Origin of the sequence: Amycolatopsis sp. Poz14 (assembly GCF_006704225.1) — a bacterium.
GTDB lineage: Bacteria > Actinomycetota > Actinomycetes > Mycobacteriales > Pseudonocardiaceae > Amycolatopsis > Amycolatopsis nivea.
Map to the genome: position 1 here is coordinate 151,001 of NZ_JACLHD010000002.1, position 16,199 is coordinate 167,199.

Consider the following 16,199-nt stretch of genomic DNA (forward strand, 5'->3'; position numbering starts at 1 on the left):
TTCGGTACTCAAGAACGCTCCACCTCTCGTTCCACCGCGTCCAATTCGTCCGCCAGCCGCACCAGCGCCGCCTCGTCGGACGGCGACGGGCCGTACAGCACCGCCCCGACCTCGTTCGGCGCCCGGCCGGTCCGCGCGCTCACCGTCTCCACCACCGCGGGCGGACCGGCGTCGCGCGGCAATCCCAGTCTCTTCCGCAGCCGCGTCCGGGCCGCCTCGCGCAAGGTTTCCGCCGCGTGCCCGGTCGCGCCGCCCCGCCGGTACAGCCGGGCCCGGCCCTCCGCCGTTTCCGCCGACCGCACGACCACCGGCAGCGGTTCCCGCACCACCGGCCCGAGCCGTCGCGCGCGCCACAGTGCGAACAGGACGATCGCGATCCCTACGGTCAGCGCGCCGTATCGCCAGCCCGGCGGGATCAGGTCGACGAAGGGCTTCTTTTCGCTGTCCAGCGCGGGGTCCTCTGTGGACGGGACGTACCAGATCAGCTGCCGGTGATCGCCCAGCAGCCGCATGCCGAACGCCGCGTTGCCTTCCTTGGCGATCTGGTCGTTGGTGAACGCTTCCGCCGAGCCGAGCACGGTCACGGTGCCAGTCCGGTCGGCCAGTTGCACGAAAGTCGGTTCGCCGCCGTCGCGATAGCAGGCACGCGCGGTCTTGTCGTCCGTGCGGTAATGGCGTCCGCCGAGCGTGACCGAACCCGCGCTCACCGCCGCGCCGACCGTGCAATCCGGTTGCAGCGTACGGATGTCTCCCGCCCCCGCCGAGGAAACAGTCGGCGCGGCCATGTCCAGCGCGGTCGAGCCGGGCGCGACGAGCACGAGGTGCGCGACCCGGCGGCGCAGATCGGCCAACCCGTTCGCGGGCACCAACTGCGGGTTGGTGATCAGCAGGGTTCCGCCGTCGGCGGCCTCGCGCGCTTCGGCAAGCGAATGCGCGGCGCGGATCTGAACGCCTTGCTGCTCCAGCAAATGCGCGAGCGCGTGACTTCCGCGCGGTTCGTAGGAACCGGGGTCGAACTCGCCGCTGGTCTGTTTGCCGCGACTGAGCACAATGGCCAGTGCGATGATCACGATCAGCAGGAGCAGCGCGAGCGGAACCCGGGCACCGCGCCAAATTCGGCGCAGATCCGGCGAAACGGCCGTGCTCATGCGTCCGCCAGCACCGGTCGGGCACGCCGGACGCGATCGTCCAATTCGGACAATGTGCGGTAGCCGGATTCGGTGCCCGGCCGTCCGCCGTAGTGCACGTCGTCGAACTGCCGTGCGGCGGCGATGAGGTCAACAGCCAGGTCCGGCAGGAACCTCCCGGCTTCGGCGACGGCTTCGTCGGCGGTCCGGCCGGAGCGGACGTCCAGCAGCGCGCGTTCTTCCATTCCCCGCACCAGCGCGCGGAACCGATCCCGCACCGCGTCGGAGAAATCGCCGCGAGCAGCGGCTTCCTCGGCGGCTTTCCGGTACTCGTCCGCCGTTTGCCGCCGTCCGCTGAACACCTCGCCGGACGTTTTCGCCGCCCGGCCGACCTTGCCGACCCGCAGCCGCACGACCACGATCAGCACGATCAGCAGCGCCACCACCAGCAGCAGGCCGAGCGGGCCGCCGGGCACTCCGGACAACGCGTCGAACAGCTCGGAAATCCGCTGTCCGAGCCATTGCCAGAACCGTTCGAGCACCCCCGGCCGCGCGGCCGCGTAACCGGGATCGGTGAGTTCCTGGATCGCCCGCAGCCGGGCGGGGTCCCGGTCGATGTCGACCGGGACGTCGGCGAGGAAGCCGATCACCACGCCTGCCGCGGCGGCTGCGGCGGCTGGATGCCCGCCGCCCTGGCCAGTTCGATGTCCATGCCCTCGCGGCGCATCCGCTGGTCGATGTAGAGCACCACGGTGACCAGCGCGGTGAACGGCATGACGATCGTCTCCGCGATCACCTTGCCGACCGACTGCAGCACCAGGCCGCCGGTCGTCACCGTCGGCAGGGTCGCCTGCGGGTCGAAGATGCCGCTGAACGCGCCCGAGCCGAGGCTGAACGGAATGCCGATGATCGCCGAGATCAGCCAGCTGATCACGGCCGCCAGCAGCAGCACCCCGAACACCCGCCAGAACATCCCGGCCACGAGCTGCCGCGACCGCGTGAACGCCTGCCCGATGGTGCCGCGTTCCAGCACCAGCGCCGGACCGGCGAGCGACCAGAACACATACGGCAGCACGGCCGGGATCAGGCAGAACACCGCCGCGACCATCGTGGCCAACGTGTACAGGACAGTGACCGCCAGCAGCGGCAGCAGACGCGGCGCGGCTTCGCGCATCGCCGACCCGAAGTCGACCGGACGGCCGAGCACCGCCTTGCCCATCACCACGGTGAGGAAGCCGGTGAGGAAAGTCTGCGTCAGCATGGAGATCACGAGCACGGGCAGCAGCGAGGTGAGCGCCGAGCCGAGCAAGCTGTAGGCCGCGTCGAGCTGCTGTTGCTGAGTCGCGGCCGGGCCGAGCTGGGCGACCCGGTTGAAATCGGGAACCAGCCACAGCGACGCGACGAGGTTCAGCCCCGCCGAGATCACCGCGACGACCGCGGACACCCCGAGGATCAGCAGCGGATACCGGCGGATCGCGGTGATCGCGCCGTCGAGGATGTCGCCGACGTTCAACGGACGCAACGCGATCACGCCCGGTTTGCCCAGCCCGTTCGGGCCCCAGCCCGCGCCGGGACGGCCGTAGCCGCCGCCCGGGTACTGCGGAAGCGGTTGCTGGCCCGGGGATTGCCACTGTGCGCCGCCTGCCGGAGGCGGAGTCCCACCGGGCGGCGGGAACGCACCGGGCTGCGACGGGGTCGCGCCGGGGGACGAAGCCGCTCCGGCCGAGGTCTCGCTGCCCGGCTGCGGGGTGGCGCCGGAGCTTTCGCTGCTCGACTGCGACGTCGTGCCCGCGGGGCTTTCGCTGCCCGGCTGCGGAGTCACGCTTTCGCCGCTCGGCTGGGATGTCGCGCCAGCAGGGCTCGAGCCGCTCGACTGCGGCGTCGCGCCACCCGGGCTCACCCAGCCCGGCTGCGATGGCGCAGGATCCTCACCGGCCGAAGGCGAAGTCCCACCGACCGAACCGCTCGAGCCACTCGACGGTGGCGTCGCACCAGCGGGATTTTCGCTGCCAGCCGAAGGATCCGCGCCGGTCTGGTTCGTCCCGGCAGCCGGATTCGTCCCGGTCGAAGCGGCGTTTTCGCTGGCGGACGACGAAATTCCGGCGCTCGTGCCGGACGGCGCGGACGAGGTGTCCGTTTCGCCGGTCTCCGGCGGGGTGGCGGCGGACGCGTCCGGATCGGGAGCGGCGAAGCCCCGGCTCGGCGTAGGCGTGTCGTCCCCCGGCCCGGGCGAACCGGGTGAATTTGTCATCGGAGCCCCTCGTCTGCACGGCCCTTGCGGTTGCTGCCGTCACTCTTCCAGAGCCGTCCGCACCCGGCCAGACCTGGGGGGACGTCCGGACGGGAAGCCAGTCCGGCGAAGTGCTGCGGCGGGCCGGGCGTCCCCCGATATGCTGAACGGCAAGCCGGGGGACGCCCGGCCCGCGCCGAGACCCACCGGGACTGCCCTGATGACGCAACCGCCCTACGGCCAGGTGCCGCCACGCGGGACCGTTCAACCCCCGCCGGTGCCGGGTCAAGGACCGGTGCCGCCGGGCCAGTACCCGGGCCAGGCGCAAGGCGGCTACCAGGCCCAGCCCGGGCAGGGTCCGTACCAGGGGCAGCAACCGCCGTTTCAGGGCCCGCCGCCGCAAGGGCCGCCGTGGCAGCAGCCGCCGCCGTCCTATCCGGTGCCGCCGCGCAAGCCGACCGGGCTGATCGTCGGGCTATGCCTCGGCGCGGTCGCGGTGCTGGCGCTGGGCGTCGTGGCGATCGTTTCGCTGAACCGCGGGTCGGGGCCGAGCAACGCCGGCTACCAGGCCGCGCCGCCGTCGCCGTCGTCCGCTTACGAATTGCCGCCGACCAGCGGCTCGTCCGCCCCTTCGAGCACGCCGAGCAGTCCGTCGGAAAGCCCGAGCACCTCGACCAGCGCCGGCCCGCACAAGATCCTCAAGCTGGCCGACCACCCGATCCTGCAGGATCCCAACGCCGGCCTGCAGAACCGTGTCTGCAACCTCCCGCCGTGGACGAGCACGCAGGACGGCGCCGAAGCCTTCTTCACCGCCGCGAGCAAATGCCTCGACGCGGCGTGGGGCCCGTTCCTCGAGTCCTACAACCTGCCGTTCACGCCGCCCGCGCTGCACTTCCCGACCGGCCCGAGCTTCGACACCGAATGCGGCACCATCCAGGTCGGCATCGCCACCGCGGCGTACTACTGCGAGAACAATCTGTACGTTCCGTTCAAGGGACTGCAGACCGACCAGTACGGCAACAATCCCGGCGTCTACCTGGCGCTGTTCGCGCACGAGTACGGCCACCACGTGCAGGAAGTCGCGGGCATCATGGACGCCGCGTGGCAGAAGATCTACGCGGCCGGGCAGAACAGCCCCGAAGGCCTCGAGATGTCGCGCCGCAAAGAACTCCAAGCGCAGTGCTTCTCCGGAATGTTCCTGGGCGCGCACGTCGACCGCGGCGGCACGATCACCCGCGACATGTACAACAAGGCCTGGAACGACCAGGAAACCCGCGGGGACAACACTTCCCGCAGCCACGACCACGGCACCAACGCGCACTACGCGCAGTGGTGGCGCGCCGGGGCGAAGGACAACCGGATCGCGGACTGCAACACCTTCGCCGCTTCCTCGTCGGACGTCAGCTGACCTGGCAGCCACTGCGCCCGTAGTGGTTCGCGTCCAGGCACTACGGATGTAGTGGTTTCCCGCTGCGGCCGTGCTTCGGGCCGCGTCAGCTGAGCAGCGCGAGCTTGCCCGGACCGCGGATCACCAGGTACGCGTACATCCCGCCGCAGAAGCAGGCGAACACCAGCAGCGCCAGCGCGATCGGCGCGCGGAGGTCCTGCGCGCCCGCCGAGGTGTCCGGCATGGTGACGGAGACGATCCCGTCCGCCGGGGCGTCGTCCGGGACCAGCACCTGGAGATGCTCGTCCTTCCCGTGCCCGCAACTGTCGAGGGTGCCCTGCCGCGGTTTGCCGCCGAGCTGGAACGAGACCGATTCGGCCGCCCCAGGAACGGAACAGTCGACGGCCTTGGTGACCTGGGCGTCCACCGGCGCACCAGGAGACTTCGCGCGGATGCCGAGCATCCCCGGACCGGCGAGCCACACCAGGACCACGACGAGCACCCCGACCGCGACCGGGATGCCCACCTGAAGCCACCGCTTGACCGCGCTCTTATGCGGGGGGTCGGAAACCTGCACGACGCCATGCTTCCAGATGCCGGGGGCAAAACCCAGTGAGGTGCCCGCGCACGGGGGACCCCGGGCGAGGTCGCGTCCGCCGCTGCCGGTGGATGCTGCCCGCTACCCGGCGCTGGTCAGCCCTCGCGTCTGTCCTGACTCGGGGTGGTGGGCTGCGTCTCTGTCCCGGCGAGCGTCCCTGCCGCGGTCGGTGCATCTCGCCACACGCAACCGAGAAGGCCTCGATGCGGCGTTCGGCACACCCCGCCCACTCAACGCGGCACCCGGCGCATCCCCCGCCCCGAACCCAACCGAACCCCAGCGAGCCCACCGCACCTCACCGCTCGATGTGATCCACCTGCGTGACCTTCTTGACGTACAGCAGCCGGTCCCCCGGCTCCAGCGCGTCCGCCTGCGGAGCGTCCACCCGGTAAAGCACCCCGTCGCGCACCACGCCGAGCACCGTGTCCGCCAGGTGCCGGGGCGAGCCGCCTTCCTCGCTTGGTTCGATGCCTCGCTCGGCGATCGCCAGCCCGGATTCCGGGGTCAGCAGGTCCTCGACCATGTCCACTACAAGCGGAGTGGATGTCGCCATCCCGAGCAGCCGCCCGGCGGTCTCGCTCGACACCACGACCTGGTTGGCCCCGGACTGCTTCAGCAGGTGCACGTTCTCCGCCTCGCGCACCGACGCCACGATGTGCGCCTTCGGGGCCAGCTCGCGCGCGGTGAGGGTGACCAGCACGGCGGTGTCGTCGCGGTTCGGAGCGACCACTACGGCCCGTGCGTGCTGCACGCCCGCGACGCGCAGGACGTCCGCCCTGGTCGCCGAGCCGTGCACGGTGACGAGGCCGAGCGCGCTCGCCGCGTCCAGCGCCTGCTGGTCGGTGTCGACGACCACGACGCGGTTGGCCTGCACCTCCTCGTCGCCGAGCAGCGCGTTGACCGCCGAGCGGCCCTTCGTGCCGAAACCGACGACGACGGTGTGGTCACGCACCTTCGTCCTCCACTTCTGGATTTTGAACGCCTGCCGGGAGCGCTCGGTGAGCACTTCCAGGGTGGTCCCGACGAGTACGATGAGGAAGAGCACCCGCAGCGGCGTGATCACGATGACGTTCACCAGCCGCGCGGACGCGGTGGCCGGAGCGATGTCGCCGTAGCCGGTGGTCGAGAGGGAAACTGTCGCGTAATAAAGCGAGTCGAGAAGGGAAAGGCCGTCGCCGTTCGCGTCGCGGTAGCCGTCCCGGTCGAGATAGACGATCAGCACCGTCGCCAGCAGCGCCAGCATCGCCCCGATGATCCGCTTGACGATCGACCGCATCGGGCTGACGGTCAGCTCCGGCATCCGGATCACGCCGACGAGCTCGTGGTCGGGCCGGTCGTTCAACCGGACGTTGAGGGGCAGCCGTTTCAAGGCCTTCATGCACCGGCTCCCCGCGCGCGTTCGGCGTCACTCACAGCCGGGAGGATAACCCAATCGGAGCACCCGCACACCCGTCGCGGCGATCATGCTGTGGCAGGCTTGCCGCATGTCCGAGCCTCGCGCGTCGCAACGTCCAGCGCTTCTTCTCGCCGCCGTCCTCGCCGGGGCGGGCGTTCTGCACTTCGCCCGGCCGAAGCAGTTCGACGCGCTGGTCCCGAAGGAATTGCCCGGTGACCGGCGCACCTGGACGTACGCGTCGGGCGTCGCCGAGCTGACCGTCGCCGCCGGGATCGCGATGCCGCGCACGCGCCGGCTCGGCGGATTGGCGGCGGCGCTGCTGTTCGTCGGGGTGTTTCCGGGGAATGTGAAAATGGCGTTGGATTATCAGCGGCGCGGCCGTCCGGCCCGCGACCGCGCGGTGGCGTGGCTTCGGTTGCCGCTGCAATGGCCGTTGGTGAACTGGGCGTTGACCGTCCGGGATCGGGCCTAGCTTCTATTCCTGCGGAACGTTGCGCAGCAAGGCGCGCAGGCCTTCCGCGTCCAGCAGGTCGGCCGGGCGCAGCGTGTGTCCATGCCGGACATAGTGGAAGGCCGCACGCACCCGTTCCACCGGCACTTTCTTCAGCGCGGCCCATGCCAATCGGTACGCACCGAGCTGAATAGCCAAGGCCGGCAGCCGTTCTTCGGACGGGACGGAACCGGTTTTCCAGTCCACGACGGTCCAGCCGCCGTCCGGGTCCGCGTACACCGCGTCCATCCGGCCGCGCAAGGTAATGCCTTCGACGTCCGCGGAGAACGGCACCTCCACGGCGACCGGGACCCGGTCGGCCCATTCGCTGTTCTCGAAAGCTTCTTGCAGGGATTCGAAATCGGTATCCGGTGCTTCGCCGACGTCGGCCGCGCCCGGGAGGTCGTCGATCTCCAGCAGCCGGTCGCCGGAGAACCGTTGCTCCAGCCAGCTGTGGAACGCGGTGCCGCGACGAGCGAAAGTATTGGGCGGCAACGGAAGCGGACGGCGCAGGCGTTGCGCCAGAGCGTCCGCATCGGACGCCAGGTCCACCAACTGGCTCACGCTCAGCTGCGCGGGCAGCGCAACGCGATCCACAGTGGACTGCGAGCGCGCGCGTTCGGCGAGGAGGACGTCGGTGTCGGCAGCCCAGCCGTCCGGGTCTTCCGGATCGATGACGTCCTCGTCGTCTTCGAAGTACTCGTCGTCCGGCAGGAATTCTTCTTCGTCCTCGGGTTCCGGCGGCAACGGGATTTCGTCGTCGTCAGCGGCCGGAAGCGGCTCGGCTTCCGGTTCGCGCTCCGGTTCCTCTTCCAGGACGGCCATTTCCGCCAGCAGCAGATCCACCCCGGTGGCGACGCCGGACCGCCGCTCGCCCAGCGGGTCCACCGGCCACTGCGCCGTGCGAGAGTCCGCGACCAGCGGGTTCTCCTCGCCCTCCTCCGGTTCCTCGGCCCAGACGTCCACCACGCCCAGCGGCGGATCGGCCTCGTTCATCACCTCGGCGATTTCGGAGAGGAAGATCGACGGCCCTTTGGCTCGCGTACTGCTTTCGTTCCACCAATGCCCGGAAACGAGCAGCGCCCGCTCGGAACGGGTCAGCGCGACGTAACACAACCGTCGTTCCTCGTCGGCCTCGCGGGCGACGAATCCTTCCTCGTGCAGTTCCAGCGCTTCCTGCACTTCTTTGCGGTCATAGCCTTCCGCGATCTGCAGCTTCGGCAGATCCGCCGCGTCACCGCGCAAATGCGCGGGCAGCGCGGTAGAAGTACGCAACCACGACGACGAACGACGCTTGCCCGGGAACACCTCAGCGACCAGATGCGGGACCGCCACCACTTCCCACTCCAGCCCCTTGGCTGAGTGCACAGTGAGCACCTGGACGCGATCCGGCACCACCTGCACCTCGCCAGGTGTGAGGCCGTCTTCCGCGTGTGCAGCGGTGTTCAGGTAGTCCACAAAGGACAAAAGAGTCGCTGTCGGCGCTGTCTCGGCGTAGTCAGTAACGACTTCGGCGAACGCGTCCAAATGCGCGCGACCCGCTGACCCAGGTCGGGCGAGCGATTCAACGTCGAGCAGCATCGTGCGTTCGACGTCCGCCACCAATTCCGGCAGCGACTGATCCAACCGACGGCGCAACGCCGTCAATTCCGCGCCCAGACGGCGAATTCGCCGGTACCCCTCCGCGGAATACCGCTCAGGCGCACCGGGTTCGTCGACGGCGTCGATCAGCCCGGCCTGTTCCGCGCGTTCGGCGACCAGTTCCGGTTCTTCACCCTCCTTCGCCCGAGGCTCGGGTGAGGTGAGTTCGTTGGCCCGCCGCCACAACGCCGCGACGTCCGCCGCCGCGATCCGCCAGCGCGCACCGGTCAGCAATCGAGCGGCCGCGCTGCCGGCCAGCGGATCGGCGAGCACCCGCAGGGTGGACACGAGGTCGGCGACCTCAGGTTCGTCCAGCAACCCGCCGAGGCCGACGACCTCCACCGGCAGCCCGCGCATCCGCATTTCCGCCGCGATCGGCGCCATGTCCGCCCGGCGGCGCACCAGCACTGCGGCGGTCGGGGGCTTGCCGGATTCTTCTTTCTCCGCATGCCAACGCTGAGCCATCGCGTCAGCGACCCACTCGCGTTCCGCGCGCACATCCGGCAACAGCGCGACCGCGATGTCCGCCGGACCGGCGCCGTCCCGCGCGCGTAGCCGTTCAACGCCAAGTCCGCGCTGCCGCAACGGTTCCGAGATCGCGTTGGCCAGTTCCAGGATTTCCGGCGGATTGCGGAAACTGGTGAGCAGCCCGAATTCGTGCGCGGTTTCGAGCCGTTCCTCGCCACGGCGCGGGAAGTCCGTGGTGAACCGGGGCAGGTTCGCCGCGCTCGCGCCGCGCCAGCCGTAAATCGCCTGCGCCGGGTCGCCGACCGCGGTCACCGGCATCGGCGAATGCTCAACGCCGCCGAACAACGACCGCAGCAACACTCGTTGCGCGTGCCCGGTGTCCTGGTATTCGTCCAGCAGCACCGCGCCGTACCGCTCGCGCTCCCCCGCCACCACCGCCGGATATCCGTCGGCGAGCTGCGCCGCTAGAGACATCTGATCCGCGAAATCGAGCGCACCTTCCGCCCGTTTGCGGCGATGATAGTCCTCGACCAACGGCAGCAGCGCCAGCCGGAACCGTTGCGCTGCCAGCACTTCCTGCAGCTTCACCGGCAGCGACGCGCGCTGGCCTTTAGCCCGTGGAGCATTCTCGATGACCTCGCACAGCCACTCGGTGTACTGGCCGAGCTTCTCCGTCGAGATCAGATGCTCGCCAAGTTCCCCGGCCAAAGCGAGCAGCTGTGCGGTGACCGTGGGCGGCACGCGGTCGGTGTCCAGGTCATTGTCCCAAGTGGACACCACTCGATGCGCCAGCTGCCACGACGAAGTCTCCGACAACAACCGGACACCAGGCTGCACCGGAAGCCGCAACCCGTGCTCCGAAAGCAAACGCCCGGCGTACGCGTGATAGGTCAGCACCGTCGGCTCACCGGCGACCACAGTGGCCCGCAATGCGCCCGACGGATCGATCCGCTCCAGCAGCCCCGAACCAGCGAGCCGCCGCAACCGCGCCCGCACTCGCTCCCCGAGCTGACGCGCGGCTTTCCGGGTGAAGGTCAGCCCGAGCACGCGTTCCGGGCTCACGATTCCGTTAGCCACCAACCACACCACGCGCGCGGCCATGGTTTCGGTCTTCCCCGCGCCCGCGCCCGCGACGACCAGCGACGGCTCGACCGGCGACGCGATCACGGTCGCCTGCTCGGGCGTCGGCCGGTGCAACCCCAGTGCGTCGGCGATTTCCGCGGGCCCGACGGGATTGGCGATCACCACCGGGCTCACGGTCCGGTCACCTGCCGGCCTTCCGGGCGCAACGGGCAGCAACCGCGCGCCGGGCACCGGTCGCAGTCGGCGTTCTCGTGCGCCTGGTAGTCCGGACCGACCGCGGCGGCCGCGGCCGAGCGCACCAGTTCCAGCCACTCGCGCCCGTTGTCCTCGTCCATCGGCGCCTGATCCCGTTGGGTGGCCCCGGTTTTGTTGTTCCCCTTCGCGACATACACGAGTTTCGCGCCGCCGGGCGTCGTCTTGCCCTCGACCGCGCCCAGCAGCACCGCCAGCTGGTACGCCGCGAGCTGCGGGTGCTTCTCCGCGTCCGCGCCGGACACCGGGACCTTGCCGGTCTTGATGTCCACGATCACCGGACGGCCGTCCTTGTCCATCTCGACCCGGTCGACGCGCCCGCGCAGCAGCACGCGCACCTCTTCGTCGCCCATCGGCAACTCGACCTCGATGTCCTGCTCGACCCCGGCCTCGATCAGCTCCTGCCGCGATTTTTCCAGCCACGACACGAAGTTGCGCAGCATTTGCTCCACCCGGGACCGTTCACGCCGGGAGAACCACGGCGCGCCGGCGTCCACGCGCACCCACGCTTCGTCCAGCGCGGCCTGGATCTGCTCCTCCGTGCTGCCGCCCGCGATCGCCTGCGCCAAACCGTGCACCAGAGTTCCGGTCACCGCCGCCAGTTGCGCCGGATCGCTGCCGCCGTGCCGCTCGATCAGCCAGCGAAGCGGACACTTCACCAGGATCTCCACAGTGGACGGCGAGATCCGCATCAGGTCGCCAGGCCCGTGCACCGGGTCCTCAGTGGACGCTTCCATCAATCCGTACCAAGTGTCCGGATGCGCCCCCGGAACCCCGGCCGCGGCCAGCCGGGCGAGCTGTTTCGCCGCCCGCTTCCGGCGTTCCGGATCCGTCTTGTCGTCGCACACGACCTCGCGCAGCTCGCCCACCAATTCGGCCAGCACGAGCGACCGGCCCGGCGGTTTCATCCGGGAGTCGAGCATGCCGTCGTCGGCGCCGTTCTCCTCGAGGTCGTCGAGGAACCGGGACGGCTGCTCGTCTTCCCCGGCGACCGCGGTCACCAGCAGCGTCCGGCGCGCGCGGCTCGCCGCGAGGTAGAACAGCCGCCGCTCCTCGGCAAGGATCGGCGCGATAGCGGACACCTTGTCGTGTTCGTCCACTCCGGACAGGAGGTCGACCAGCCGCTCGACACCCAGCAACGAGCCGCGCAGCCGCATATCCGGCCACGCGCCCTCCTGCACCCCGGCTACCGCGACCACTGTCCACTCGCGACCCGCCGAAGCGTGCGCTGTCAGCAGGGAAACCCCTTCACCCGGAATGGCCGCCGGTGCGAGCGTGTCCCCCGCGATGTTCTGCGACGACAGGTAATCCGCGAACGCCGCGACGCTCGCCTTGGGCAACCGATCGGCATACCGGCCCGCCGCATCGAACAACGCCACCACGGCGTCCAAGTCGCGATCAGCCTGCGCGCCGAGCGAGCCGCCGCGATCCACCAGACGCAGCAACCGTTCCTGCAGCCCGCTCGCCTGCCACAGCTCCCACAGCACCTGCTCGACGCTTTCGCCGCGGCTCACCGCCTGGTGCGTGACGCTCAGCAGCTTGCCGACCCGGCGAACCGGCAACGCCTCGTTGTCAGCGAGACCGACGAGAATGTCTCCGCCCCGCAACGCTTCCACGAGCAATTCATCACTCGACCGCTGCCCGCCGCCAGCCAACTCCAACCGACGAAGACCGCGCCGCAACCGTCGCAACGCCAACGGATCCGCCCCGCCGAGCGACGAGGACAGCAACATTTCCGCGATGTCGACGTCCAGCAATTCCGGCTCCGCCGCGATCCGCAACACCGCCAGCAACGGCCGCACCGCGGAGTGCTTCGCCAGCGGCAATTCCTCAGTGGCCGAACCGATCGGCACCCCAGCCGCACGCAAGGCACGTTGCAGCACAAGGAAAGTCCGCGCTGGAGACCGGACCAGCACCGCCATTTCCGACCACGGGACTCCGTCAACGAGATGTGCCCGCCGAAGCTGGTCGGCGATCCAGCTGGCCTCCGCCGCCGGAGTCGGCATCAGCCGCACCCGCACCTTGCCGCCGCGTTTCCCTTGCGGGGTAACCAACTTCCGATGCGGCGAGGCACCCGGCAACGTAGCACCGAGCTTCGCGACCGCCGCCCGGACCGTCGGAGCGAGCCGGTGCGAGGTGGTCAACATGACCGTTCGGTCGCCGTCATTGTCGGAATCGGCGAACAATTTCGGGTCCGCGCCGCGGAAGGAAAACACCGACTGGTCCGGATCACCGGCCACCACGAACTCCTCCGCGGTGTGCCCGATCGTGCAGATCAGCTGCACCTGCAACGGATCCAGGTGGTGCGCGTCGTCCACGAACAAATGCCGGACGCGGCCGCGCTCGCGTTCGCGCAATTCCTCGTCGTCCTCCAGCGCGAGCAACGCCGACGTCACCAGCTCCGCGGCGTCCAGCGCGGGCGCGGCAGGCAGGCCGAGCGCGTTGCCGCCCGCCCCCTGCAGCTGGGTGACCTCCTCGTACTGCGCCCAGAAGTGCCCCGCCGCGACCCACTCCTCGCGGTCCTGGCGATGCCCGAGTTCCGTCAGATCCTCCGGCCCGAGCCCGCGTTCGGCCGCCCGCATCAGCAGGTCCCGCAACTCCTCGGCGAACCCGGGCACGGTCAGCGCCGGACGCAGTTGCTCCGGCCAGCCGGTCGCGCCCTCCTCCAGGTCGCCCTCCAGCAGTTCGCGCACGACGACGTCCTGCTCCGCCCCTGCCAGCAACCGCGGCGGCGGCAGTTCCTCGGCGCGAGCTTCCAAGCGCAGCAAGGAAAACGCGTACGAATGCACTGTGCGCACGAGCGGTTCACTCACCGTGCGCGGCAGCGGAGACTCCTGATCCGGGTCCGACGTGAGCCGCCGCGTGAGGTCGGCGCGCAGCGCGTCGGCTGCCCGGCGGGACGTCGTGAGCAGCAGCACGCTCTCCGGATCCGCCCCCTCGGCGATCCGGCGCGCGGCAGCGGTGGCGAGCAGCGCCGTCTTCCCGGTGCCCGGCCCGCCGAGCACGCGGCGGAATCCCGCGGGCGCCGACAGCAGCCGTCGAGCGTCCTCGTCCCAGGTGAACGTGGGTGCGGCGGGGACCGGCGGGCGCACCAGCCGCGCCTGCCCAGTCCCTGCTCTCCGCACGTGCACATCAGCGATGGAACCATGCCCGCTCACCCGGGTGGCGCACCGGCACACCCCTCGGCGGGACTATCATTCCCCGGGTCATGAACGACGAACTGCACGAGCGGATACGCGCAGTCATCGCCGACGTACCCGCGGGGACAGTCGCGACGTACGGCGACGTCGCAGCGCTCTCCGGTGCTCCCTCTCCGCGCATGGTCGGCCGCGCCCTCGCCGAGGACGGCCACGACCTGCCCTGGCACCGCATCCTCCGCGCGAACGGGACCCCCGCGCCGCATCTGCTGCACGAACAGCTGGAGCGACTGCGCGCCGAGGGCGTCCTCGCGGACGGCGGCAAGGTGGACCTGCGGAAGTACCGCTGGCGCCCGGACGGGGACGAGCCCGGGGAGGACGAGCCGGTCGGCTTGTTCTAGTGACGGCTTTAGCTTCCTGCTGACGCTGCGGCGTCCGCGATACTGACGACCGTGAAGGACTCCCCGAGGGACTCTGATTCCCCCAAGGAGTCCTTCACGGACCTCTGCCGAAACCCGCCGCTTGGTCCGGGCCGCACCTGACCGGGCCGTCGCGCACGACCCGCACCTCGGCGTGCCGACCACCCGGTGCCCTTGAGCGACGCCGCCTCCCAATCCGGAAAGCGCCGTGGCCTCACCGCACCCTGGCCCCGCTGACCACGACCGCACCCCGACCGACGCCACCCAATCCGGCAAACCGTGGCGTCCGCCATCCTCCCCGGCCATAGCCCGCCTCGCCCGTTTTAGGTTAGCCTCACCTCATGAGCGTCCTGACTTACCACCCCGGCAGGGTCACCGCGGTCCGACGGGTCACTCCGCACATGGCGCGGGTCACCTTCGACTGCCCGGGGCTCGCGGCGGCGGGTCCGGCGGCGCCGGACGCGTACGTGAAGGTGTTCTTCCCCCTCCCCGGCGACGAGGAGCCGCACCTGCCGCCGGCCGAGGTGGGCGAGGACGACGTCCTGTCCTGGTATCGCCGGTACCTCGCGATGCCCGACGACGTCCGGCCGCCGATGCGGACGTACACGGTGCGCGCGGCGCGTCCGGAGACCGGCGAGGTGGACGTCGACTTCGTGCTGCACGAGGAGAGCGGCGGCCCGGCGTCGACGTGGGCCGGGCAAGCGGAGGTCGGCGCCCGGGTGGCGTTCCTCGGGCCGCACGGGCTGTACGACGTGCCGGACGGGACGACGTGGCAGCTGCTGGTCGGCGACGAAACCGCGCTGCCGGCGATCGGCGGGATCCTCGAGCGGTTGCCGCAGTCGGCGCGCGCGTCGGTGTACGTCGAGATTCCGGACCGCGCGGAGCGACAGACCTTCGAGACCAACGGTGTCGTCGAGGTGCACTGGGTGGTCCGCGGTGCGCGTACGCACGGCGAAGCGCTCGTAGACGCCGTACGCGCGGCTGAGCTGCCTAACGGCACGCCGTACGCGTGGGTCTCCGGCGAAGCAGGCGTCGTGAAGCTCGTTCGGCGACACCTTGTCCGCGAGCGCGGCTTCGACAAGACAGCCATCTGCTTCACCGGCTACTGGCGACAAGGTCTCAGCGAAGAAGCTGCGGGACGACAGCAGGCCGAAGCGTCCTAACCGAGCTTCGCGACCACCAGCTTCACCAACGCGCCAAGCCGCTGACGCTCCGGCTGTAACGTGCTGATCCCGGCTGCCTCCAACGGTGCCGCGGTCACCGGACCGACGCACGCGCAGACGACCGTGCCACTGCGCAGGGTCTCGCGCAGCTCGGCGCCGTGGCCGGATTCGTCGGCGAGGGTCAGGAAATTCGTCGCGGCCGGGGCGCTGGTGAACACCAACGCGGCCAGTTCTCCGGACAGCACTTCGCGGATCAACGAGAACACCGGCTCCGCATCCGGCGGGGTGTGCCAGCGGTAAGGCTGCACGGCGAGCACCGACGCGCCGGCCGCAGCGAGCGGATCGGTGAACTCCGGCAGCGGTGCCCCGTGCAGTTGCAGCGCGACGCGCGTGCCCTCGACACCGGCTTCGGTGAGCGCGCCGAACAGCTCGTCGTTGGTCTCGCCGGGCGCGGAGTACTCCTCGCGCAGGCCGACGCCCCGCACCGCGCCGACCGCCTTCGGCCCGCGCGCGAAGATGCGCGACCCGGCCAGTGCGTCCAGCAGCGCCTCGCGAAGTCCCCAGCCCTCGGCCGCGTCGAGCCAGCCGCGGAACCCGGCCCCGGTGGTGACCGCGGTGAGGTCGACCGGCGCGGCGAGCACGGCTTCGGTGCCGCGACGCAGTTCCGGATCGTCGGCCAACGGGACGATCGTGATCGTCGGCGCGTGCCGCACTTCCGCGCCGTGCCGGAGCAACGCGCCGATCAGGTCGTCCGCGCGCCGCTCGGCCGTGACGCCGATCCGCACGCCGTCCAGCTCACCCATTCGCT

12 protein-coding genes are annotated in these 16,199 nt (G+C 70.4%); 4 read left to right on the forward strand and 8 right to left on the reverse strand.

Annotated features, from left to right (window positions below; genetic code table 11):
- Nucleotides 1–8 precede the first annotated feature (8 nt).
- The 3 genes from FKO37_RS44400 to FKO37_RS44410 are packed head-to-tail and all read right to left on the reverse strand — an operon-like array spanning nucleotide 9 to nucleotide 2,949.
- Nucleotides 9–1,148, reverse strand: a complete 1,140-nt coding sequence (locus tag FKO37_RS44400) for a DUF4350 domain-containing protein (protein ID WP_134734149.1) — start codon at nucleotides 1,146–1,148, stop codon at nucleotides 9–11.
- A complete protein-coding gene (locus FKO37_RS44405) occupies nucleotides 1,145–1,780 on the reverse strand; it encodes a DUF4129 domain-containing protein (protein WP_238608489.1) in 636 nt (211 codons plus the stop codon). The genes FKO37_RS44400 and FKO37_RS44405 overlap by 4 nt, the downstream gene beginning before the upstream one ends.
- Nucleotides 1,774–2,949 carry a hypothetical protein gene (locus FKO37_RS44410; protein WP_238608490.1) on the reverse strand — a complete coding sequence of 392 codons (1,176 nt, stop codon included), beginning with the start codon at nucleotides 2,947–2,949 and terminating at the stop codon, nucleotides 1,774–1,776. Before FKO37_RS44410 ends, FKO37_RS44405 begins: the two co-directional genes overlap by 7 nt.
- A gap of 628 nt (nucleotides 2,950–3,577) precedes the next feature.
- Here FKO37_RS44410 and FKO37_RS44415 point away from each other — a divergent pair.
- A complete protein-coding gene (locus FKO37_RS44415) occupies nucleotides 3,578–4,765 on the forward strand; it encodes a neutral zinc metallopeptidase (protein ID WP_238608491.1) in 1,188 nt (395 codons plus the stop codon).
- An 85-nt stretch (nucleotides 4,766–4,850) separates the two neighbouring features.
- Here the strand turns inward: FKO37_RS44415 and FKO37_RS44420 are convergent, their stop codons facing one another.
- Nucleotides 4,851–5,321 (reverse strand): hypothetical protein, encoded by a 471-nt coding sequence (locus FKO37_RS44420; RefSeq protein ID WP_308196595.1) that lies wholly within the window; start codon nucleotides 5,319–5,321, stop codon nucleotides 4,851–4,853.
- Between the two features lie 316 nt (nucleotides 5,322–5,637).
- A complete protein-coding gene (locus tag FKO37_RS44425; RefSeq protein ID WP_043836897.1) occupies nucleotides 5,638–6,720 on the reverse strand; it encodes a TrkA family potassium uptake protein in 1,083 nt (360 codons plus the stop codon).
- Nucleotides 6,721–6,826: 106 nt separating this feature from the next.
- On the opposite strand from FKO37_RS44425, the gene FKO37_RS44430 reads away from it, so the two are divergent.
- Nucleotides 6,827–7,210: a DoxX family protein gene (locus FKO37_RS44430; RefSeq protein ID WP_134668906.1), complete on the forward strand. Its 384-nt coding sequence runs from the start codon at nucleotides 6,827–6,829 to the stop codon at nucleotides 7,208–7,210.
- A 3-nt stretch (nucleotides 7,211–7,213) separates the two neighbouring features.
- Here the strand turns inward: FKO37_RS44430 and FKO37_RS44435 are convergent, their stop codons facing one another.
- Entirely contained in the window at nucleotides 7,214–10,594 is a 3,381-nt protein-coding gene (locus tag FKO37_RS44435; RefSeq protein ID WP_037816381.1) for an ATP-dependent DNA helicase, read from the reverse strand.
- Entirely contained in the window at nucleotides 10,591–13,764 is a 3,174-nt protein-coding gene (locus FKO37_RS44440; RefSeq protein ID WP_238608661.1) for an ATP-dependent DNA helicase, read from the reverse strand. The genes FKO37_RS44435 and FKO37_RS44440 overlap by 4 nt, the downstream gene beginning before the upstream one ends.
- Before the next feature lie 116 nt (nucleotides 13,765–13,880).
- Between FKO37_RS44440 and FKO37_RS44445 the strand changes: the two genes are divergently transcribed.
- The gene (locus tag FKO37_RS44445) at nucleotides 13,881–14,210 is read left to right on the forward strand and encodes an MGMT family protein (RefSeq protein ID WP_037815828.1); all 330 of its coding nucleotides are present in this window, start codon (nucleotides 13,881–13,883) and stop codon (nucleotides 14,208–14,210) included.
- A 359-nt stretch (nucleotides 14,211–14,569) separates the two neighbouring features.
- Entirely contained in the window at nucleotides 14,570–15,391 is an 822-nt protein-coding gene (locus FKO37_RS44450) for a siderophore-interacting protein (RefSeq protein WP_051729132.1), read from the forward strand.
- Here the strand turns inward: FKO37_RS44450 and FKO37_RS44455 are convergent.
- Nucleotides 15,388–16,194, reverse strand: coding sequence for a uroporphyrinogen-III synthase (locus FKO37_RS44455; RefSeq protein ID WP_037815831.1), 807 nt, complete (start codon nucleotides 16,192–16,194; stop codon nucleotides 15,388–15,390). The two genes, FKO37_RS44450 and FKO37_RS44455, sit on opposite strands and share 4 nt — an antisense overlap.
- Nucleotides 16,195–16,199 lie beyond the last annotated feature (5 nt).